Raw genomic sequence first — 21,909 nt, 5'->3', positions numbered from 1 at the left:
AGAGACTCACGCGATGGCCCTCTTACGTCAGGGACCGACACGCCGCCATCACTTACACCACTCCCCGGGACGCTCCCCCAGCGGGCCGGGCTGGGCGCTGGTGGGCGATGCCGGGCATTTCAAGGACCCGCTGACCGGCAATGGCCAGCGCGACGCGCTCAGGCATGGTCGTCTTCTCGGCCAGGCCATTGCGCGCACCTTCGGCGATCGGAAAGCCCTAGATGCCGCGCTGCGCGAGTACGAGCGCGAACGGGACCGCGACACGATTTCGACCTACCACTGGGGCAACCGGGAAACACATCCGAACCCCAGCAGTCCGTTGGTTCACGCCGTGCTGAAAGGTTTCGAGCGCAATAAGGACCAAGCCCCGGACTTTTCGGACACGTTCAACCGGGTTCGCCCGGTTGAGAATGTCCTGAGTCCGCGCCGTTTGCTCGCCGGTCTGCTGAGGGCGCTGCGCGAACCCGGGGCTGACCGCCGGGCGATCTTCGCCGAAGTTGCCCAACAACTGCCGCACGAGATCGGGATTCGGCGACATCGGCTGCTCGATGGGTTCAGGTCGACGAAGCCGGTTTCCACCGAGAATCCCGGGTGGAGCGTGGGCAAGGCGCCGATTGTGGCCGCCCACAGGGCGGCCGCCACGCAAACCCGCCCGGTTGGGCGACCGCAAGCGGCCACGGCGGGCGGCGGCGCCGCGGAGTGATCAAAGCTCGCGCACTCTGGTCCGTGTCATCGCGACTCTTTTCCAAAAGTAACTGCCACCGAGCCGATTCCATCAATGGTGGCGGTGTAGGTGCTCCCGGGTCGGGCGGGAACCATGGGACCTAGCGCCCCGGACAGCACGATGTGCCCTGCTCGCAGCGGGGAGCCGTTGTCGCGGGCGGCCCTGGCCAGCCACTGCAACGCGATGAGCGGACTGCCGAGACAGTCCGAGCCGCGGCCCTGCGAGACGCGGACGCCATCCTCGGTGAGAGTCATTGTGCGCGAGTAGAAATCGATGTTGTCGGCCCCTACCGAAGGTTCACCCAGCACGAAGAGCGCCGCGGATCCGTTGTCGGCGATGGTGTCGACGATGCTGATCGACCAGTCCCTGACCCGGGAGTCGACGATCTCGATGGCCGGCACGGCAACACCGGCCGCGCGTCGGATCGCCTGCTCAGAAAGGTCGTCGTCGAGGTCGGCGGACAGGATGAACGCGATCTCTGCCTCCACTTTGGGCTGCAGTAGCCGGTTCATCACGACGGTGGATCGGTGCGAGACCTGCATGTCGTCGAAAAGGACGCCGGAGTCGGGCTGGTCGACGCCGAGTTGGCGCTGGACGGCCGGGGATGTCAGGCCGATCTTGTGGCCGACGATCGATCGGCCGCGCGCCATCGAATCTTCGGTGAGCAGACGTTGCACCGCGTAGGCCGCGGCGATGTCGTGGTCGCCGAGGATGTCGCGCACCGGTTCGCACTGCTTGGGTAGCGCTGCCGCGGCGAGGAGCCGATCGGCCGCTTCGCGCAGACGAGCAGAATTCACAGTCATGGAAGTGTTCCCTGGGTGTCGGGGTCGGCGGGGCGTCAGCCCATGCTGGCGCCGCCATTGACGTAAATGGTCTGTCCGGTGATGAACTCGTTGTCCGCGCCGGCCAGAAACGCCACGGTTGCGGCGATGTCGGCCGGCGCGCCCGGCCGTCCCAACGGGACGATGGCCGTGCCCTGCTCGACCACCTCCTCCAGCCTTGGCGGCGCGTTACCCGACTGAAAGAGCTCGGAGAGCTCCGGCGTGAGCACATAGCACGGCGCGACGGTGTTGGCGGTGATCCCGGATCCGGCGAATTCCCGTGCCAGGCCGGTGACCATCGCGTGCACGCCGCCCTTGGCGGCGTTGTACATCGCGTGGTCCATCAGGCCCGTGCGCACCGAATCGGCGCCGATGTTGATGATCCGACCGCATCGGCGGGAAACCATGTGCGGCAGGATGGCTCGAACACAGCGGATGGTGGTCCACAGGTTGTTGTCGATCGTGGCCTGCAGGGTCTCCTCGGTGTGTTCCAGGGTTGGCCGGATCACCCCGCCGCCGGCGTTGTTCACCAAAATGTCGACATGGCCGAGCGCGCCCAGAGCGGCGTTTACGAGTTCGTCGGCGACACCGGGCTCGTGCAATTCACCGACGAATCCCCCGCTTATGGACGCGTGGTGGGTGACCTTCTCGAGTTCTTCGCTGGAGCGGGTAGCCGCGAATACCCGGGCCCCCTCGGCGATGAGGCGTTCTACAATGCCGAGACCGATGCCTGAAGCCGCGCCGGTGACGATCGCGGTGCGGGCCCTAAGTGCCTCGCTCACAGGATGATTGCCACGTCTGAGACGGCCCGCAGGTCCGTCATGTCGAGTTGTACTCGTTTTTGGGCGATCCGCAGGCCGGTGTCGCCCGTTCGGAGCCGGTAGTGATAGTGACCGACGTAGCTGCTCGACCGGCCGCCCCGGAAGCGCCACACAGTGAACGAGGCCGTGACCGACAATTCCTCGCCCGCGGGCTCGACCTGCACATTGAAAATTTGATGATTGGTGCGTGAGTGCGGGAATTCGCGGTGGGCACGGCGGTTCTTGAGCCGCTCGACCCGCGCGTGCAGTCGGCGGTGATCATCGTCGACCAGCATCAGGTCGCGGTCCGGGTCGCCATCGGGCGCGTCGTTGCAGGGCACTTCGTACTTGGCGTCGGCATCGAACAGCCGCAGCCACTCGTCCAGTTCCCATGCGTCCAGTAAAGCCGCCTCGGTGTAGAGGAAATCCTCGACCTCCGGCCGGGTTGCGATATGTGCGGCGGCGGTCATCAGACGGCTGCCCGATACGGCGCGGTGCCCATCTGCTGTTGCCAGCGGCGCCAGAATTCCCGCATCTGTTCCTCGTCGCTGGCCGTCGATCCGCGGCCCATGCCGCGCGAGATGTCGTTCCACTCGACCCCGCCGCTCGTGTAGCCCTGCTGGCAGGACTCGAGCGCTTCGATGTCGTCGGGAGTTGCGAAGCCGCCCGGCCCCAGGAAGGTGAGGAAGCTGTCGAGCCGGCGGTGCCGAAGGGTTGGCAGCTCGTCGCTTGGAGCCAGCTCCCACGCGGTGACATCGACGCGATCGGGCGCCGGTGAAAACATCGTGCGCACCGTAACCGCCATGATGTCGTTGATGATCAGATTGGGGTAGATGATCAGGTTACGGTTCACCTCGGCCATCTTGCGGGCTCGCTCTTCGCCGTAGCGGTCGACGAGTTCGGCGCGCAGCCGGTCGATTTCGCTGCGGGACTCCTCGCCGAAGAGGGGTTCCCATTTGGCCACCGGACGTCCCCACGGTGACGAGTACTCGATGACGGCATGTCCGTTGCCTAGTTTGACTGCCTGCCCGACAACGCCACCCTGCATGTCGGTCCCGAGCGAGACCAGGTATTTGAAGTAGGTGTCGTGGGTGGACGCGGCGTGGTAGCCGTCGATGCTGTTCTCCGCCAGCAGCTTCCAGTTCGCGTCGAAACTGTATTCGTTGGTGCCCTTGATGATTTCCACCGAACCGCCGCAACCGTCCACCACCAGGTCGATGTACTCCGTGGCGCCGGCCAGATACGTCGGCAGGTCGACGATATCGGGGTCGTAACTGGCGAACACGAACCCGCGGTAGGACTCCACCCGCGCGACCCGGGCCAGCCCGAGCTCGTCGTAATTGAGGTCGTTGGAGTAACCCTCGCGGTCGGGCACGCCGTTGAGCCGGCCTTCGGTGTCGAATGACCAGGCGTGGTAGAAGCAGGAGAACACCTTTGCGTTCCCGGAATCCTGTCGGCACACGAGCGCGCCGCGATGCGTGCACGTGTTGTGAAACACGTTGATCTTCCCGCTTTTCGCCCCGCGGACCATGAAGATCGGCCGGCCGGCCACTTTGCGGCGAACGAAGTCCCCTGGCTTGGGGATCTCGGATTCGTGGCCCACATACAGCCAACACTTGCCGAACACCCGCTCAATCTCGGCGCGGTGCACGTCAGGCGAAGTCATGGCCGAGCGGTGCACGCGGAACACCTGCCGGTCTTGGTCGTCGACCACGAGCGGCGTTTGGCCGGTGGCTTGCCTTGTCCGTTCTTCGACAGTGCTCATGAGCGCTCCAGGTAGTCAGCGACCAGGGCGGAGAACTCGTCTGCGCGCTCGATTTGGGTCCAATGTCCGCACTTGCTGAAAACGTGAAGGTCGGCGTTGGGCAGGAGGTCCAGCATCGTCACCGAGACCGTCAACGGCACGACCTTGTCCTCGCGACCGTGCACCAGCAGCGTGGGGGTCTCGATGGCGCGCACCTCCTCGGCAGTGATACCGAGTTCGGAGCCCTTGTGCTTGGGGTCGTAAAACATTGCGCGGTAGGTCTCGTAGGCGCCATCGGCGACGCTGGCCTCGTATCGGATGGCGATGAGTTCGTCGTCGATCAAGGCCGGGTCAACGGCAAAGTACGTGCGCAGCATGTCGCGCATTGCGTCGAGGGAGGGCTCGTAGGCGCGCAACGCGCGAAGGCCTTCAGTTAGGGTCATCCCCACGCCAGGGGCTCCCATCAGGACCATTCGGCTGATCCGTTCGGGGTGATCGATGGCCATCTGCAGGGCGATACGGCCGCCAAGGGAGTTGCCGACGATCGCCGTTCGGGTGATCGCATGGGCGTCGAGGAATGCCCAGACGTGGTCGGCCCACGTCCGCAGCGAGTAGATGACGTCCTTGGGACGTTCGGTGGCACCGAACCCGACGATGTCCGGCGCGAGGACGTGGAAGCGGCGCGCGAGCGGGCCGATGTTGTACTGCCAATTGGCCGTCGCCGAGACACCCGGCCCCGAGCCGTGCAGCATGATCACCGGCTCACCGGAGCCGGCCTCCAGATAGCTGGTTCTGATGCCGCCGGCGACCACTGCGCGGGGCTCCGCCATGATGGTTGTCATCGATTCTTCCCTTCCTGGAAAACGGCAAAGCACTTGTTGGAGTTGAAGACATCGGTGGTGACGAACTCCGACCAGGCGAGCTCGAGCCCGAGTTCTTCGGCGGCGCCGACCAGGCAGAACCAGTTGAGTATTTCCTGCTGGCCGGACTCGATAATGTCGGGGGTCGTAGTGGCCTGCCACTTCTCGAAGTCGCCATTCTTCAACAGTTGGTAGAGCCGCAGATCGGCCTGGGTGTCCGGGGTGAGGTGCCAGTTCTTGTCGACGAGAAACGCGTGCGACCAACTCGATGACGCCACCAGCGCGACGCGCAGGTCGGTTTCGGCGAACGACTGGGCCACCGCGCGGCCCAATCCGAAACAGCGGGCGGGTGACGGTCCGACGGGATCGGTCCGCTCGTCTTTGATTTGGGCGAAGCGGGCGAGCCCGCCGCGGCGGGCGATCACGTGCGGGCCGTAGCAGTTCACCGTAATCGGTATTAGACGGTAGGGAAAAGCCGCCCCGGCGTTTGGGTAGTCGAGGAAAAGTTGAGTGTTCACGATGGCGTGTGGGAAGGCCGAATCCTTGCGCTTCTCATAGGAATAGGCCATGTCGAATCCACGATCGAGCAGTTTGGTGGTGAGCCAGCGGGCGTTCTCGGGGTCGCCGTGCACGGTGATGGTGGTGTCATCAGGAAGCCCCCAGGCGTTTGGGCTGCCGCGTTCGGTCATGAGTTCGAACGGCCAGGCTTCGACGTCGCCATAGGCCAGCACGCAGAACGGTGGGATGATCTCCTCCCGGAAGTTCTCGTACTGGTCGTCGCCCCAAACCACCATGACGTCCGGTTCGAACTCGTCGAGGGCTTCGCGGCAGCGAAAGAGGTTGTCCGTCAACTGTTTCCGGTGCTTGGCTGCGGCGGCGACACCTTGGTCTGAACCCCACTCTGCGCGCATCGCCGCCGGCCAGTTCGCTGGGTCCTTCTCGGCCGCGGGAATGTCCGGGTCTGCCAAAGTCCAGCGCAACAGGCTGGCCATGTGTTCGTCAGTGCCCGCCAGCAGCGGGTAGTGCGTGAGCCCCAGTCCGAGGAAATGGGCCATAGTGTTCCTCCGCATTCGTTCTGCTGATCCGGCGGCGAAGCTCAGGGGGTAGGTCGGCCACGATGTCGTCGATCGGCTCGGGCATGGCGGGGAAGGGATAGTCGGAGCCGAACATGACATGCTCGGCTCCGAATACGTCCACGGCAGCCAGCAGCGCCGGGCGGTTGTAGGTCAGCGAATCGCACCACAGTGCTTGCGCTTGCCTGCTCGGTAACTCGGCGGAGTCGGCGGCGACGCCGGCGATCCGAGCGGCCCTGTCGAGCCGTCCGATCAGGGCGGGGAGCGTGCCGGCCCCGTGAGCCAGGCAGAGGCGGACCCGGGGACGCCGGGCCAGCGCGCCGCTGCCGATCAGGGTGGCGGCGGCCAGTCCCGTCTCGGTGGGCATCCCTGCACCAAATCCCAGGCCGATGGACGTTGTGCGGCTCGGCAGGTCCTGGTCGCTCGGGTGCAGCAAGATCAGGGCGTTCAGTTCGTGCGCAACGGCGAAGAACCGATCGAACCGCTCGTCGCAGAGTTCGACGTCCCGCACCCGGGTTCCGATCTCCACTCCGAGGAAGCCGGGGCGGTCCATGCATCGCCGCAGTTCCTCGACGGCCAAGTCGGGGTCCTGGAGCGGTACCGAACCGAGCGCGGCAAAACGAGCGGGATGCGTGCTGACCATGCGGGCGAAGAAGTCGTTCTGTAACGCCGCGAGTTCCGCAGTGCCAGCGGCGTCACCCTCGTAACAAAACGTTACCGGGATCGGTGAAACCACTTGTAGCGCAACGCCATCCCGGTCCATATCGGCCAGTCGAGGAGTGGGTGACCAGCAGCGGTGGTCGATCCGACGGTATCGCTCGCCGTCGAAATTGAGCCACCCGTGGGTGTCATCCAGGCGTTGTACCGTGGGCCAGCGGTCGCCCGGGAACCGTTGTGCGAGGTCCGGCAGACTGCCGTCGATGGCATGGGTGTGCATGTCGACGAGGCCACGCTCGGGGGGCGGCGAAGTGGTAATGATCGTTCCTCCGGATGCCGCTGCAGTCAATCCACACGATAGAGCATTGTGCATACACAATTCAAGATTGTGCATCCATAATGTTGTGGATCACACTGTAGGGCTGATACACCAGCCGCACGCGGCGAGTGCTGGCATCACGGCCGTGCAACGGCTTTCTCCGGGCCGGCGTTATCGGCCGGCTTGAACGGTCAGGGACTCTGTGGGGTGTGTGGTGTCCGATCCGGATCGTCGGCCCGAATCAAGTCGCGATCGTGGCGGTTGATCGCCTCGACGAACGAGGCCTGATCGTGCACCGCGATCGCTGCCACGATGTCGTCGTGAACTTCGAGGCTGGCCGCCACCAGAGGCTTGTGCCCCTCGACGAACGTCACCCGGCTCAGCACCGCCTTGATGCTGGTGACGATCAAGTCGTGCATACCCTCGAGCACGGGGATGTGCGCGGCGGCGGCAACGACGCTGTGGAATGCCAGCACCGCGTCGAAGAAGTCCGACGCCTGGGTGCTCGATCGCATCGTCACCATCGCCGCGCGCATCGCGCCGATGTCCTCGGCCGTGGCGCGTTCGAAGGCGGCCTTGGTCAGGCCGAATTCGAGATACAGGCGGGCCTCGAAGAGGTCCAGCGGATGCGGATTGGACGGCTGAAACCATAGGTCCAACGCCCCGGTGCGAACCTGCGGGGGGGCACTGGCCACCGTGATGCCGCCGCCGGGTCCGGGGCGCACCGTCACCAGGTCTCGATTGCGCAGGATCCGCAACGTCTCGTTCATCACCGTGGGGCTGATCCCGAATCGGTCCATGATCTCCGATCGGCGACCGAGGTGGGCGCCAACGGGGAGTCGCCCGGCCAGGATCTCATGTTCGAGATCGGCGGCGACGCGTTCCGCCCGCGACGATCGCGCCGCCGGCTCTTGACGCGCCATCAACACTCTCCTTCGGACTGCCGTCCGGCACGAACCGTGCGGGGCCGACACACCTCCCAGATAGTAGCGTCCGCCGTGCGCTTGGCTGGGCACCCAACCGACACCAGGAGCCGACAGTGTGCGACCTGAGCTCAGGCGTCGCCGCGTACCGTGCGGCTCGCGACCTGCTGATCCGTCGCCGCGACGAATGCGGCGCCGTGGCATCGACGTTCGAGTGGCCCGATGCCATGGATCGTTCAACTGGGCGATCGACTGGTTCGATCAAGTCTCGGAAGGGAATTCGGCGACCGCCCAAGACCAGCTCCGCCAAGACCGGCGGGTTGGAACTGAGCGGGCGCCAAAACCCAATCCCAACCCCTACCCGCCGAGTTCCGGGAGAGCCGAGCGCGGGGCGTGGGTGCCTCTACAGGGGGACAAAATATCCACCCGGAGGGGTGCGACGCCGTGCCGGAAATCCTGCAGGCTTGCCCCAGCGGCGTCGATTTTTTGGTGCCTGACTTTGGTATTATGGTATGACCAAATGTGGAGCAGCCGCATCGGACGGCCAGCCGACTTCCAAAAATTAAGGGCGACAGAATGACTGGTTTCACCGACATCACCTATGAAATCGACAACGGACTGGCCTGGATCACGATCAGCCGGCCCGAGCGCTACAACTCGTTTCGCGCGCGCACTATCGACGAGCTCATCAAGGCGTTCAAGCTGGCCTGGGGTAGCGCGGAGGTCGGAGCCATCTGCCTGACCGGTGCCGGGGACAAAGCATTCTGCACCGGCGGAGACCAGAAGCAGCGGGCCCAGACCGGAGATTACGGCCCTTCGGATAGCGGTCTGTTCGAGGTCGACTCGTTGCATCGGGTGATCCGCGATGTGCCCAAACCGGTGATCGCGGCGGTGAATGGCTTCGCAATCGGGGGCGGGCACGTGCTGCATGTGCTGTGCGATCTGACCATTGCCTCAGAGACGGCGGTGTTCGGCCAAAACGGTCCCCGGGTGGGTTCATTCGATGCCGGTTTCGGCACCGGATACCTGGCCCGGGTGGTCGGAGAGAAGCGTGCTCGGGAGATTTGGTTTTTGTGTCGGCGGTACTCGGCCCAACAGGCCTATGAGTGGGGCCTGGTCAACAAGGTGGTCCCTGCCGACCAGCTCAAGGCCGAGGTCCGGACTTGGGCAGATGAGATCCTGCAGCTCTCACCAACAGCCCTCAAGGTCCTCAAGCAGTCGTTCAACACCGATACCGAACAGTTCGCCTCGATGGGCCAGATGGCGTATTCCAGCCTGAAGCTGTTCGGTGAGACCTCGGAGGCGAAGGAGGGCATCACTGCCTTCAACGAGAAGCGCCCCCCCGACTTCGCGCCCTATCGAGGAAATTGAGCGTGTTCACCGCGGAGCAGCAAGATTTCGCTCGCGCGATCGAAAAGTTCTGCGCGGACCACTGCGCCAGCGCTGAACAACGCGCCGAACTCACTGACGGCGGCCGGCTCTCCAACAGCCCCGAACTCCTCTCCCGGTTGGCGGGTTTGGGGTGGCTCGGCGTATCGCTTCCGGTCGAGTATGGCGGCGGGGGCGCCGGCATGGTGGAGGAGTGCATCTTCCTCGAGGAGACCGCTCGTGGACTCGCGCCCATCCACGCCTACGGCACGGGATTGACTGCGGCGCAAACGTATCTGCGGCACGGCAGCGAGCAGCAGAAGAAAGAGGTGTTGAGCAATCTTTGCAGCGGCCGCTTCGAGGCGATCGCGCTATCGGAGCCCGGCGCGGGCTCCGACCTGGGCTCGGTGCGCACCCGCGCCGTTCGTGACGGCGACCGCTTCGTGGTCAACGGTCAGAAGACCTGGATCACCGCGGCGCATCTCGCCGATCATTTGCTGGTGCTGACCCGAACCTCTACCGAGGGCACAAAGCACCGGGGCCTGACGCTGTTGTACCTGACCACCGACACGCCGGGTCTTCAGATCAAGCCGATCATCACGATGGACGGACATACCGTCAACGACGTCTTTTTCACCGACGTGGCCGTCCCGGTCGCCAACGTGGTCGGCGGTGTCGGCGACGCCTGGCACCGGCTGATGCGCGGTCTGAACGTGGAGCGGCTCATCATCGCGGCGATGTCGATCGGCGCGGCCCGGCGCTCGCTGGAGGACACCATCAACTACGTTCGGCAACGTGAGCAGTTCGGCCGGTCAATCAGTAGCTTTCAGGCGGTTCGGCACCGGCTGGCCGACCTGGTCGCCGAAATCGACTGTTGTCGCGCCTACGTCTACCAGGTCGCGGCCCAGATCGACGCCGGCCTGGAAGATCAGCTCGCCCGCGAAGGCTCGATCGCCAAGCTCAAATGCACCGAGGTCGCCAAACGGGCTGCGCTGGAGGGTGTGCAGCTGATGGGCGGCAACGGCTACACCGTGGAGTACGGGATGGAACTGCAGGTGCGCAAGGCTCTTGCCCCGACGATCTACGGCGGCGCCAACGAAATTCAGCGCGACATCATCGGAAAGAGCCTTGGATTATGAGGTCGCCGCTATGAGTCCGCAAAGTATCTACGCGCCGGATGCACTGGCCGGCAAGCGCATTCTCATCACGGGCGGTGGTACCGGGCTGGGTCGGGGTGTGGCCGCTCGACTGGTTGCGCACGGCGCGCAGGTGCACATCTGGGGCCGGCGGGAGGCCGTCTTGGCCGAGGCCGTCGAGGAGATCACTGCCGGTCATCCCGGCGCCGCGCACTACCAGCCGGTGAACGTCCGTGACTTCGAAGCGGTGTCGGCCGGAGTCGCTGAGATCTGGGATCGGCACGGCCCGCTGACCGGCGTGCTGAACAATGCGGCCGCCAACTTCATTGCACCGACCGCAACGCTGAGTCCGCGAGCGTTCGATGCGATCACTTCGACGGTGATGACCGGGTCGTTCAACACCACCCTGGCGGTCGGAAAACGTTGGATCGCTGAGGGACTGTCGGGTTCGGTACTCTCTAACCTCACCACCTGGGTGTGGAGCGGTTCGGCTTTCGTCGTTCCCTCGGCCATGGCCAAAGCGGCGGTGCACGCTATGACGATGTCGCTGGCTGTCGAGTGGGGCCGCTACGGAATTCGCCTTAACGCGTTGGCCCCCGGACCGATCCCGACCGAATATGCCTGGGAGATGTTGAATCCCACCGAAGAAAGCGCGGCCGGCGCAACACAGGCCGACCAGATTCCGCTGGGCCGGACGGGCACGATCGACGAGCTGGCAAACCTGACAATATTGGCCTTCTCCGATGCGTGTGACTACCTGACCGGGGAGACCATCGCGATGGATGGCGGACAGCGTCTGGCGGGTCCGAACACGTTCGCCGCGCTGACCTCGATGAGCGATGAGGCGTGGGCGAAGACGCGAGAGCGCGCTCAGGCGGCATCGGCTGCAGCCAAGGCCGCGCGTACCGTTTGAGCAGACGCGAAAGGCAAACGCCATGAAGGTGATCACTTCCATCGATGACGCCGTTGCGGCGGCGGGCAGCGAGCTTGGGGTCAGCGACTGGTTGCGGGTCGATCAGTCCCGCATCGATGCATTCGCGGAGGCGACGGGGGATCATCAATGGATTCACGTGGACCCGCAGCGGGCGATGGCGGACAGTCCCTACGGCACGACAATCGCCCATGGTCTGCTGACTTTGTCGCTGATACCGGCGCTGAGTAAGCAGTGTTTTGTCGTCGAGAACGCCAAGATGGGCATCAATTACGGCCTCAACAAAGTGCGATTCGTAGCGCCGGTGCCGGTTGGCTCCCGGGTTCGGGTGCGGTCGGAGCTCGCTGATGTCAACCGAATTGACGACTCCACAGTGCATCTGACCGTTCGGCATACCGTCGAGCTGAGCGCCAACGACAAGCCCGCGGCGCTGGCCGAGATGATAGGCAGATATGTCTTCTGATCCCCGGATGGGGCAAGCGGGGGGTCGTGTTCGGTTGGACCCCCGCGACGACCTTCGGCACCGTCCGGCTCCCGGCATGCGTATGCGCGACAGCCTGTTCTGGGAGGTGATCGTTCCCGAGGAAAAGCTCGGCATGCAGGTGTACCTGTATCTCACCGACCGCGGACGCGCCGGCTACAACGTCGTGGTGTGGGGACCGGAGCCGGAACCGCTCGCTTTACATCTGGGGTCTGGCCGCATCCCGGACTCGGCCGACCTCGATGACCTTTCCTTCGAAGGACTGCGGCTACAGCAGCAGGATCCCCTGCGGACGTGCACGCTGACCTACCAACGCGACGACGTCGCAATCGAATTCGGCTTCCGGGGCGTGCACGATGCCTTTACCTATCACGAGAATCCGGACGGTCTGCCGGTGTGGTTCGCCGAGAACCGGATGGAACAAACTGGCCACGTGCAGGGGTCGATACAGGTCGGCCGCCGTCGAATCGCTCTGGACCGGATTGGCCACCGTGACCACTCGTGGGGTGTGCGGGACTGGGGTGTGCCGCAGCACTGGAAGTGGTTCGTCGCCTACACGCCCAGCGCCGTTGCGCTGAACGGGTGGATATGGATCGCGCGCGGGGAGTGGGGGTTCGGCGGTTACGTATGCCGCGAGGGCGTGACCACCGCGATACGGAGCATCGCCCACCATGCCGACTACGACGACCTGATGCGCCAACGCCGCCTTGCGGCGACCGTGATCGACATCGAGGGACGGCAGACCGAACTCACATTGGATGCGTTCGGCGTGGTCGAATTGCCTACCCACGACCCGCTCGCGACCGTCATCCGGGAAGCGGCGTGCCACGCCAGCATCGACGGCGAGGCCGGCGCGGGACAGTTCGAAACACATTGGGCGCATTCGTATCTGGAATACCTGACCAAGTCCGCGAGCGCACGGTGAGTTGGTCATGGTCGCCCGGGCAGCTTGACCGGCTCGGGTGCTACTTGGATGAGCGGGGCGTGTGCGGTCCTAAAGTGACCGCACACGCCGTCGGCGACGGCCATTCCAACCTGACGTATGTGGTGTCCGATGGCGAACGTCAAGTGGTGGTCCGCCGACCGCCCACTCCGCCGTTTCCGGTCGGCGCGCACGATGTGTTGCGCGAAGCCCGCCTGATCGCGGCACTGGCCGGCACCGGCGTCCCGGTGCCGGCGGTGTTGGCGATCGCCGATGCCGGCACCATCATCGATGTCCCGCTGGTGGTAACGGAGTTCGTCGATGGCGTGGTGATCACCACGACGGCCCCGAAACCATTCGACCGTCCCGCGGCGCGGCGGGATATTGCCGAGCGCGCGGTGGATACGCTGGCCGACCTTCACACGGTGGATTGGAAAGCTCACGGCCTGAACGACTTCGGTCGGCCAGCGGGCTTCAACGCGCGACACCTGCGCCGGGTCTGCGCACTGGTGACAGGAACCCGCGACCGGATGCCGGAGCCGTTCGTGTCCCTGGCCCGGTGGCTGGAGCGCAACGTGCCCGTCGAGTCGGGGGCGACGATCGTTCACAACGACTATCGGCTGGGCAATCTCATGTATGCCCGCGAGCCACCGGTGCGCATCGCGGCCGTGCTGGACTGGGAGTTGGCCACCCTCGGCGATCCGCTCTTCGACCTGGGCTACTTCCTGTCCTCGATTCCGGAAGCCGACGAGCCAGGCACGGCCATCACGAGGATGGCCACCGTGGCCTTGCAGGAAGGGTTTCCGACGAGGGCCGAGCTGCTGGATCGATATTGTGCTCGCACGGGTACGACTACGGCGCGCACCCAATGGTACGCAGTGCTAGCCCAATTCAAGCTTGCTGCACTCTACGATTACGGGCGCCGTCGAGCAGAGGAAAGCGGCGGTGACTCCTACTTCGCCGAGGCAGAGCTTGTGTCTGAGTTTCTCGGCGCGGGTGAGGCATTGACGAAAAGCAGGTGACCATCACGGGTTCAGCCCGACACCACGGATTCCGGGCGCGCCGGTTACTAACTCAAACATTCCGACTCGAGCACCAGGTCGGCGAACAGCGTCTGGTATTCGCCGTGCGTCTTGTGCTCGACGGTATTCCACTGCTTGCCCTGCTGCCGCTGCATATACGGACGGTATTTCCGCGCGCCCAGAAACCCCACGTTGTCGGCCACCGCGATGGAACCGGGGTGCAGCCAGCCGCGCTCGACGATGCTTTGGAGGTCGGGCACGTAAGCGTCCTTGTCGTGGTCGAGGAAGACAAAGTCCAGGGCCCCCGCGGCGAACCCGGGCTGGGAAGCCAACGCGTCCAGGGTGGCCCCGCCGTCGCCGATGGTGCCGACCACGCAGGTCACGCGGTCGCCGACGCCCGCGTGGTCCCAGATGCGCCGCGCATTTTCGGCGTTGGCGGCGGCCAGCTCGACCGAGTAGACCCGCGCCGACGGGGCGGCGCGGGCAATGCGCAGCGCGCTGTAGCCGCAGTAGGTGCCCAGTTCCAGTGCGAGACTTGGATCGGCGCGGCGCACCGCCGCGTCCAGCAGCTGACCCTTCTCATCGCCGACGTTGATCAGAAACGACCGTTCGTAGGCAAACTTGTCGAGGGTGGCCAGCACGTCGTCGATGTCGCCGGCGCGGGCGTTGTTGAGCACATAGTCCACGGCCGCGGCCTCACGCCCGTCGCCGACCTGGCCGGTGCGGAGGAAGTTGGGGACGCCGATCACCATGCGCCAGAACGACCACCGCACGATGGACAGCCGCTGCTTGAGACTCATGGATTCCAACCTCTACTTCCTGTCGTGGTCAGATCGACGCTCGACGCCCACTTCGCCTAGAGGTCACCTCGACTCGTTTGTCTGAGTCCGCGACTTTGTCTGAGTCCGCGACGCATTGGTGGCGATGTCGTCGGACTCCCGACCATCTGATACGGTACCAGATGTCACCTATATTTATGTGTCGGGCTTGGGGTTGACAGGCAATTCGGGGGTCGGGGCGGCCTGGTCCGGGGGAACGCAGTGAAAGGGAGATGGTGACGATGAAGCTCGTGAACCTTCGCGGTATCGGGCGCCTACCGGCGGCCGTGAGCAACACGAGCCGGCCGCTCGACCCCGGCACTTGGGCAAAGCTGCGAAATTTCCGCCGCGCCGGTGCGGGCGTGCCACCTAGGCAGCTGACGCCGCTCAAGGCCGCACACGTGCTGGGCGCCGCTTTGGCAACCGGTTGGCCGCTGGTCGCTGTGGCTCCGTCCGCATCCGCGCAGACCTGTCCCGACGTGGAGGTGGTATTCGCCCGTGGTACCGGCGAACCCCCAGGTCCCGGCCCGACGGGACAGGCTTTCATTGATTCGCTTCGTCAGCGCGCCGGCGGAAAGTCGCTCGACGTGTATTCGGTCGACTACCCGGCCAGCGATGAGTGGTCCACCGGCCTGGACGGCATCAGAGACGCGGGCGCCCGTGTTATGGCGACGGCGAGAAACTGTCCCCGAACCAAGATGGTGCTGGGCGGATACTCTCAGGGCGCGGCGGTGATGGGCTTCGTCACTTCGGCGGCGGTACCCGACGAGATTGATCCTGCGACTGTGCCGAAACCGCTGGCGCCTGAGGTGGCTGATCACGTCGCCGCGGTCGTTCTCTTCGGGATGCCCAACGTTCGGGCTATGAACTTCCTCAACCAGCCGCCGGTTGTCATAGGCCCGAGTTACCAGTCCAAAACCATCAAGGTTTGCGTGCCCGAGGACGCGGTGTGCTCCGACGGACTGAACTTCGCGGCGCACAACACGTATGCGAGCGACGCGACCACGATTGACCAGGGAGCCGATTTTGCCGCCGGTCGCCTGTAGCAGCCGGGCGCGCCGCATGCCTCGACTCACGGATGCTCGAGCGGTTCGATGACACGGGCCGCGGCCTCGACAACGGCGGCGGCACGCCGGCGGGCGACGACCTCAGGGTCTTTGGACGCGGTGGCCAGAAAAGAGAGTCTCTTTCATCGAGGCGGCGTGGCGCGCACCACCGGCCCACAACCAACCAGCATTCGGACTTCGTCGCAGTGACGAACAAGGCTGATTCGCAGGAACTTTCGACAGTATGGCTGGGGGCGGACCACATCGCGCATGCGCCGGCGGCCATAGCGCTCGTCGTTTCCCTGCTTAAAGACGAGCGTGAAAAACAGATCGATCAGTTCGATTTGGGGCAAGCGATGATGGCGATGAGCCTCGCGGCCGCCGACTCGGAATCGGCACGGGTCATTCACTGGTCGACGATCAGGACAGAGCCCGAACCCCCCGGGGGGTTTCCGACGATCCCATCGTCTGCGATCTCCTCGGAGTCGGTGACCCCGCCGGCGGCGGCTCGAGCCGATCCGCAAACCCAACCGCCGGCCCTACGCTGCAGTGATACCCCGTGGACGATGGTTAACTTGCGACACGGCAGCCGCCGCCCGCCGAGATGGTCAATGCGCCGTGATGAGGAAGCAAAGGGATAGTGAGCGGGCCACCTGGTGTGATACATTACTGGATGTATTCTCTACGATGGTATCGCAATGGGGTGGGTTGGGTCAGTTCGTCAGGCGGGCAACACGTTTCGCCGCAGCAGTGGAATGGAGTATCAAAGTTGAGTACCAAGTTGTTAGACGTCTATCGTCGGGAATGGCCTCGGGTCGCCGCAGTGCAGGCGATGGTCCTGGGCGGGGTGAGTCTGCTTGCCGGCCGCAAGACGCAGACCAATCTCCGCGCCCTGGCGGTGATGAACGCGATGACGATGTGCGCCCACCAGTACGAGGAATACGTCGATCCTGGCTGGTTTCCCGGGATGGTCAACGTCGGGATCTTCAAGAGCGACCAGCCGTATAACTACCCGTTCAACGCCCATTCCGCGATGTGCGCCAACATCTTTTTCCGGGCCCTTTATGTGCCGGCCATGCTCTTTCCGAAGGTTAAGTGGCTGGGGTTGCCACCGGTGCTGCTTGGCATCTTCCAGGCGCTCGGCCACGGCATCCTGATGCCCCGCATTCTCCACACCAGGTACACGCCGGGCGCCCTGACCGCCGCGCTGCTGCACGTCCCGATCGGCGTCAATTACCTTTCGGCATTGCGCGCCCAAGGACCCATCGGTCGCGGCAACTGGATCAAAACCTTCCTGGTGCTAGCGGGTTTCCTGATCTTCGGTGTCGCGACCCCGAACATCCGTGGCGCGGATAAGAACAGCCCTTACGCCTTCACCGACCATCAGATGGGCCGCTACATCCCCAAGGCGCCACAAACGCCGGCCGCCACCACTTCAGAAGCGAATGGCTAATGCTCCTAGATATCACGCCGTCGGGGTCGTCCGTCGGCGGCGCCACATACGGCCGAGTTATCGGATAAGGCCGCCATGATGCGGTCGGTGTCGCCGGAGACACATCGTCGCGGCCCCATCCCGGAGGACAGACAGATAGAGGTCTCATGGTCAGAAGAGTGATGCACGTCTGGTTGCCGCTGGTGGTGCTGGTCGCGTTCGCGCTCGGGGTGTTCATAATCGACCGGCTCCACGGTGTTTTCGGGTCAGACAAGCAGATCACCCGCGAAGGCTCGGGCATCAACAACGATGCGGCGCCATTCAACCCGAAGCGGGTGACCTACGAGGTGTTCGGGCCGGAAGGAGCTGACGCGACGATCAATTACATGGATCTCTCCTCGAACCCGCAGAGCCTCAAACATGTTCCACTTCCCTGGACGTTGACGCTGACGACGACTTCACCGGCTGTTACGCCCATCCTGCTTGCTCAGGGCAACACGCAGGTCATCGGGTGTCGGATCACCGTGGACGGCAAAGTCAGGGATGAGAAAACCGCCAACGGGGTGGACGCTTTCACCTTCTGCCAGGTGAAGTCAGCATGAGCGACAACCGTACCGGCCGCCGCCCGGTCATCTCCCATGCCATTCGGACTTCGGCGGTCCCGATCTTGTTGGCGTGGGTGGCCATAACCGTGTTGCTCAACGTGGCCCTTCCCTCCCTCGAAAAAGTGGGCGAGCAACACTCGGTGTCGTTGACTCCCGCCGATGCTCCTTCGATGGAGGCGATGAAACACATTGGCCGAGTGTTCAAGGAATCCGACTCCGACAGTTCGGCGATGGTCGTGTTGGAGGGCGATCAGCCGCTGGGAGACACTGCGCATCGCTATTACGCCGAGCTGGTGAAGAAGTTTCGGGCCGACCCCGCGCACATCACGCATGTACAGGATTTCTGGGGCGACCCGCTTACGGCCGCTGGTGCCCAAAGCGGCGACGGCAAAGCCACTTACGTGCAACTTAACCTAGTCGGCAACCAAGGCGAGGTTCGGGCCAACGACTCCGTCGCGGCGGTCCGCCAAATCATCGCCAGCACACCGTCACCACCCGGAATCCATGTATATGTCACCGGGGCGACGGCGTTGACCGCTGATGAACACAACATCGGGGATAGCAGCCTGAGGTTGGTCACGATAATCACGCTGCTGGTCATCTTGGTCAGCTTGTTCATCGTGTATCGCTCCGTCGTCACAGTATTCCTGGTGTTGATGACGGTGCTCCTGGAAGTGGCGGCCGGCCGCGGTGTGGTGGCAGCCCTCGGGTACTACAACCTCATTGGGTTGTCGACGTTTTCGGTGAACCTGCTGACCATGCTCGGCATCGCGGCGGGCACCGACTACGCGATCTTCGTGTTGGGTCGCTACCACGAAGCCCGCAACGCCGGGGAGGACCGTGAGAGCGCCTTCTATTCGATGTATCAGAGCACCGCGCATGTCATCCTCGGCTCGGGCCTCACGGTCGCCGGCGCGACGTTTTGTCTGCGATTCACCCGGCTGACTGCGTTCCAAACGCTGGGTGTTCCGCTGGCGATCGGCATCACCGTGTCGGTGCTGGCATCGTTGACCATGGCGCCGGCGATCCTGGTGATCGGCAGTCGGTTTGGGCTTTTCGAGCCCAAACGCGCCACGCGCACGCGTGGCTGGCGACGTATAGGGACCGCGGTGGTCCGGTGGCCGGGTCCCATCCTCACGGCGGCCTGCGCGCTGGCGCTGGTCGGGCTGATCGCGCTGCCCGGTTACAAGACCAACTACAACGACCGACAGTTCATGCCGAAAAACATCCCGGCGAATCAGGGTTTCGCCGCCGCCGACCGGCACTTTTCGCAGGCCCGGATGAATCCGGAACTCCTGATGGTCGAAACCGACAAGGATATTCGTAATTCCGCAGACATGCTGATCGTCGAACGCATCGCCCGCAACGTCTTTCACACCCCCGGTATCGCGCGGGTGCAGACCATCACCAGGCCGTTGGGTACACCGATCGATCACACCTCGATTCCCTACCAGATCGGGATGCAAGGCGTGAGCCAGCAGTTGCAGCGCGACTACATGCAGGCCCAGATGGACGACATGCTGACCATGGCCAACCAGACCGCCAGCATGATTACCACCATCGAAACGATGATCGGGATGATGAAAGAAATGACCGGCATCATGCAGAACCTCACAGACCAGATGAAACGCATGGTGGTCGAAATGAACGACCTGCGCGTAAAAATTTCTGATTTTGACGATTTCTTCCGCCCGATGCGCAGCTACTTCTATTGGGAGAGACACTGTTTCGATATTCCAGCGTGCGCGGCGCTGCGGTCGATCTTCGATGCTCTGGACGGCATCGACACCCTTACTGACGACATCGGCGAGTTGATGCCCCAGATGGACAAGCTGAACGCGATCATGCCCGAGATGGTGAAACTGATGGAACCGATGGTCACGACGATGAAGTCGATGCACACCATGATGCTGTCTATGCACAGCACGATGGCTGGCATACAAGACCAAGGGGCTGCGATGCAGAGCCATGGCAACCCCGAGGGACAGGCCTTCGACCAGTCCAAGAACGACGACTCGTTTTATCTTCCTCCGGAAGTCTTCGACAATGCCGACTTCAAGCGGGGGATGAACATGTTCATCTCGCCAGACGGAAAAGCGGTGCGGTTCATCATCTCTCACCAGGGCAATCCGTCGACCGCCGAGGGCATCGCTCACATCAGCGCTATCCGCAACGCCGCTTTCGAGGCCATCAAAGGCACCCCGCTAGAGGACTCCCACATCTATATTGCCGGTACCGCGGCCACCGCCAAGGACATGAAGGAGGGCTCCGCCTTCGACCTGTTGATCGTCGGGACGGGAGCATTGATTCTGATATTCATCGTCATCTGATCTTGACCCGGGCGGTCATCGCCGCCGCCGTCATCGTCGGGACCGTGCTGTTGTCGCTGGGTACATCGTTCGGACTGTCGGTGCTTCTCTGGCAATACATCCTGGGCATCCAATTGCATTGGATGATCCTGGCCATGTCGGTGATCATCCTGCTCGCAGTCGGTTCGGACTACAACCTGCTACTGGTGTCCCGGTTCAAAGAGGAAATCCATGCCGGCATCAAGACCGGCATTATCAGAGCCGTAGCCGGCACCGGCGCCGTGGTTACGTCGGCCGGCCTGGTGTTCGCGTTCACCATGATCTCCTTTGGTCTGAGCGCGCTGCTGATGCTGGCGCAGGTTGGCAGCACCATCGGAATGGGCCTGTTATTCGACACTTTGGTCGTGCGTTCCTTCATGACACCCGCGATCGCCACCCTCCTGGGCCGCTGGTTTTGGTGGCCTCAACGCGTCCGCAGCCGACCATTGCGGACGTCAGCCCTGCCAACTAGCAACGAAACCAGCGCTATGCGCTACCCAAGCCGAGTGTGACGCTGACGCGCTACCCCTGGATGGCTAGGGGGCACCATGTGGCCACAGCCGTGCGTGCCCCCGGCAGGATTCGAACCTGCGACAGCCTTGCCAGCAAGCAACACTCGATGGCCAGCAATTCTATTGCCGCACAACGAATTCCGGCGCTCACCATTCATACCAACATGCGCAACTGATGCCCGCTTCTAGGATGTAGCGCACGTTAAGCGCACGGGCGTAGTTAACATGCAGGTCATTGGCCAGTGTGCCAGGAACCAATTTCAAGGACTGAAGCGAGAGGGTCCAAAAAGTGTTAGAAGACAGCATCGCTCAAGTGCAGGATTTGGACCCTGGCTTGCTAGACGCACGCAAGCCACGCAACCCTCGTCACAAGGGTGCAAAGAAGGGCCATCGCGGTTGGGGGACCATCCGCAAGCTGCCCAGCGGAAAGTTTCAGGCAAGCTACATCGGTAAGGATCTCGTGCGGCATACGGCTGAGCGCACGTTCGACAACCGATTGAACGCCGAAGGCTGGCTAGCCAACGAGAAGAATTACCTAGACCGTTGCACCATGACCGGCGAAGCGTGGAAATCACCCGAACAACGCCGCGAAGAGTCTAAGGCCACGGTTCTACTGCTACGCGACTACGGCAAGCAATGGATCGAACAGCGCAGGTTGAAGGAAACAACGCGGGTTGAGTATCTATCCAAGTGGAACAACCTGGTTGAGCCGAAGCTAGGCGGAATCGCTCTAGCTGATCTGTCCGCCGAGGCGGTTCGGGCTTGGTATGCGTGGCTAGGTTCAGACCAACCAACCAGACGCAAACACGCTTATGCGCTGCTACACGGCATCTGCAAAACAGCGCTCAATGATGAACTGATCCAGCGCAATCCGTGCCAAATTGAAGGCGCGATGACCACGAGGCGCAAACGAGAACCGGAAATTTTGACGCCTGCCGAGCTGGCGATAGTCGTTGGCGAGATTCCCGCGCGGTATCAGGCTTTGGTGCTTCTAGCAGCATGGTGCGGGATGCGCTGGGGTGAAGTAACCGAGTTGAAAGCAGGCGACTTTAAGGCCGATTGTTCACAGGTCACGATTTCGCGCGGTGTGACGCACAAGGGGCAGTGTCGGGTAGCGTCAACCAAAAGCGACAAGGTGCGAAAGGTGCTGATACCGCCTGCGATTCGGCCTGCCATCAAAGAGCACCTGAAACAATGGGCTGACTCATCGCGAGACGGTCAGTTGTTCGTGCCGATGCGCGGCGGTTGTCATGTCAATGACCAGATTTTCGCAGAGACTTGGTATCAACCTGGCAATGTCAACTTGAAGTGGCCCCAGTGTGACGGCTAGTTTTGGCCCCCCCTTCGCGGTGCGTTGGGATTTTCTG

The 21,909-nt window shown here is 63.4% G+C and carries 20 protein-coding genes and 2 pseudogenes; 13 read left to right on the top strand and 9 right to left on the bottom strand.

All coding sequences use genetic code 11. The annotated features are described in order from the left end of the window. The coding region (locus tag AWC19_RS04565) for an NAD(P)/FAD-dependent oxidoreductase (protein ID WP_425436873.1) at positions 1-703 on the top strand (703 nt) is incomplete at its 5' end. A gap of 26 nt (positions 704-729) precedes the next feature. Here AWC19_RS04565 and AWC19_RS04560 read toward each other — a convergent pair. The 8 genes from AWC19_RS04560 to AWC19_RS04525 form a co-directional block, all read right to left on the bottom strand. Further along, a complete protein-coding gene (locus AWC19_RS04560; RefSeq protein WP_085076904.1) occupies positions 730-1,527 on the bottom strand; it encodes a 2-keto-4-pentenoate hydratase in 798 nt (265 codons plus the stop codon). Positions 1,528-1,562: 35 nt separating this feature from the next. Continuing rightward, positions 1,563-2,327: an SDR family NAD(P)-dependent oxidoreductase gene (locus AWC19_RS04555; protein ID WP_085076903.1), complete on the bottom strand. Its 765-nt coding sequence runs from the start codon at positions 2,325-2,327 to the stop codon at positions 1,563-1,565. After that, entirely contained in the window at positions 2,324-2,815 is a 492-nt protein-coding gene (locus AWC19_RS04550; RefSeq protein WP_085076902.1) for an aromatic-ring-hydroxylating dioxygenase subunit beta, read from the bottom strand. Before AWC19_RS04550 ends, AWC19_RS04555 begins: the two co-directional genes overlap by 4 nt. Next, positions 2,815-4,110: an aromatic ring-hydroxylating oxygenase subunit alpha gene (locus tag AWC19_RS04545; RefSeq protein ID WP_085076901.1), complete on the bottom strand. Its 1,296-nt coding sequence runs from the start codon at positions 4,108-4,110 to the stop codon at positions 2,815-2,817. Before AWC19_RS04545 ends, AWC19_RS04550 begins: the two co-directional genes overlap by 1 nt. Then, complete coding sequence (locus tag AWC19_RS04540) at positions 4,107-4,931, bottom strand: alpha/beta fold hydrolase (RefSeq protein ID WP_085076900.1); 825 nt, start codon at positions 4,929-4,931, stop codon at positions 4,107-4,109. Before AWC19_RS04540 ends, AWC19_RS04545 begins: the two co-directional genes overlap by 4 nt. Continuing rightward, positions 4,928-6,004, bottom strand: a complete 1,077-nt coding sequence (locus tag AWC19_RS04535) for a DODA-type extradiol aromatic ring-opening family dioxygenase (RefSeq protein ID WP_085076899.1) — start codon at positions 6,002-6,004, stop codon at positions 4,928-4,930. Before AWC19_RS04535 ends, AWC19_RS04540 begins: the two co-directional genes overlap by 4 nt. Further along, the gene (locus AWC19_RS04530) at positions 5,949-6,959 is read right to left on the bottom strand and encodes an amidohydrolase family protein (RefSeq protein ID WP_085076898.1); all 1,011 of its coding nucleotides are present in this window, start codon (positions 6,957-6,959) and stop codon (positions 5,949-5,951) included. Before AWC19_RS04530 ends, AWC19_RS04535 begins: the two co-directional genes overlap by 56 nt. Before the next feature lie 230 nt (positions 6,960-7,189). After that, positions 7,190-7,921 carry a FadR/GntR family transcriptional regulator gene (locus AWC19_RS04525; RefSeq protein WP_142280982.1) on the bottom strand — a complete coding sequence of 244 codons (732 nt, stop codon included), beginning with the start codon at positions 7,919-7,921 and terminating at the stop codon, positions 7,190-7,192. 576 nt (positions 7,922-8,497) lie between these two features. On the opposite strand from AWC19_RS04525, the gene AWC19_RS04520 reads away from it, so the two are divergent. The 6 genes from AWC19_RS04520 (at position 8,498) to AWC19_RS04495 (ending at position 13,781) form a co-directional block, all read left to right on the top strand. Beyond that, complete coding sequence (locus tag AWC19_RS04520; RefSeq protein ID WP_085076896.1) at positions 8,498-9,292, top strand: enoyl-CoA hydratase-related protein; 795 nt, start codon at positions 8,498-8,500, stop codon at positions 9,290-9,292. Between the two features lie 2 nt (positions 9,293-9,294). Further along, a complete protein-coding gene (locus AWC19_RS04515) occupies positions 9,295-10,428 on the top strand; it encodes an acyl-CoA dehydrogenase family protein (RefSeq protein ID WP_085076895.1) in 1,134 nt (377 codons plus the stop codon). A gap of 10 nt (positions 10,429-10,438) precedes the next feature. After that, positions 10,439-11,338 carry an SDR family oxidoreductase gene (locus AWC19_RS04510; protein WP_085076894.1) on the top strand — a complete coding sequence of 300 codons (900 nt, stop codon included), beginning with the start codon at positions 10,439-10,441 and terminating at the stop codon, positions 11,336-11,338. Between the two features lie 22 nt (positions 11,339-11,360). Continuing rightward, positions 11,361-11,819, top strand: a complete 459-nt coding sequence (locus AWC19_RS04505) for a MaoC family dehydratase (protein WP_085076893.1) — start codon at positions 11,361-11,363, stop codon at positions 11,817-11,819. A 76-nt stretch (positions 11,820-11,895) separates the two neighbouring features. Next, positions 11,896-12,762, top strand: coding sequence for a DUF7064 domain-containing protein (locus AWC19_RS04500; protein ID WP_142280981.1), 867 nt, complete (start codon positions 11,896-11,898; stop codon positions 12,760-12,762). Positions 12,763-12,836: 74 nt separating this feature from the next. Next, positions 12,837-13,781, top strand: a complete 945-nt coding sequence (locus AWC19_RS04495) for a phosphotransferase family protein (protein WP_342743777.1) — start codon at positions 12,837-12,839, stop codon at positions 13,779-13,781. Between the two features lie 47 nt (positions 13,782-13,828). On the opposite strand, the gene AWC19_RS04490 is transcribed toward AWC19_RS04495, so the two are convergent. Then, on the bottom strand, positions 13,829-14,581 hold the full coding sequence (locus tag AWC19_RS04490; RefSeq protein ID WP_085076890.1) for an O-methyltransferase: 753 nt from the start codon (positions 14,579-14,581) through the stop codon (positions 13,829-13,831). 260 nt (positions 14,582-14,841) lie between these two features. On the opposite strand from AWC19_RS04490, the gene AWC19_RS04485 reads away from it, so the two are divergent. The 6 genes and pseudogenes from AWC19_RS04485 to AWC19_RS28805 all read left to right on the top strand — a co-directional run bounded on the left by AWC19_RS04485 (position 14,842) and on the right by AWC19_RS28805 (position 21,872). Further along, complete coding sequence (locus AWC19_RS04485) at positions 14,842-15,645, top strand: cutinase family protein (RefSeq protein WP_085076905.1); 804 nt, start codon at positions 14,842-14,844, stop codon at positions 15,643-15,645. A gap of 145 nt (positions 15,646-15,790) precedes the next feature. Beyond that, positions 15,791-16,215 (top strand): annotated as a pseudogene (locus AWC19_RS04480) (nitroreductase family protein); the annotation flags it as partial. A 199-nt stretch (positions 16,216-16,414) separates the two neighbouring features. Next, positions 16,415-17,098 carry an HXXEE domain-containing protein gene (locus AWC19_RS04475; protein WP_158090829.1) on the top strand — a complete coding sequence of 228 codons (684 nt, stop codon included), beginning with the start codon at positions 16,415-16,417 and terminating at the stop codon, positions 17,096-17,098. 161 nt (positions 17,099-17,259) lie between these two features. Next, positions 17,260-17,679, top strand: coding sequence for an MmpS family transport accessory protein (locus AWC19_RS04470; protein WP_245848728.1), 420 nt, complete (start codon positions 17,260-17,262; stop codon positions 17,677-17,679). Then, a pseudogene (locus AWC19_RS04465) lies at positions 17,676-20,542 on the top strand (MMPL/RND family transporter). The gene AWC19_RS04470 and the pseudogene AWC19_RS04465 overlap by 4 nt, the downstream one beginning before the upstream one ends. A gap of 289 nt (positions 20,543-20,831) precedes the next feature. Then, positions 20,832-21,872 (top strand): tyrosine-type recombinase/integrase, encoded by a 1,041-nt coding sequence (locus AWC19_RS28805; RefSeq protein WP_142280979.1) that lies wholly within the window; start codon positions 20,832-20,834, stop codon positions 21,870-21,872. Positions 21,873-21,909 lie beyond the last annotated feature (37 nt).

The sequence above is a fragment of the Mycobacterium palustre genome, assembly GCF_002101785.1.
Lineage (GTDB): Bacteria > Actinomycetota > Actinomycetes > Mycobacteriales > Mycobacteriaceae > Mycobacterium > Mycobacterium palustre.
This window is presented reverse-complemented; position numbering and strand designations above follow the sequence as displayed.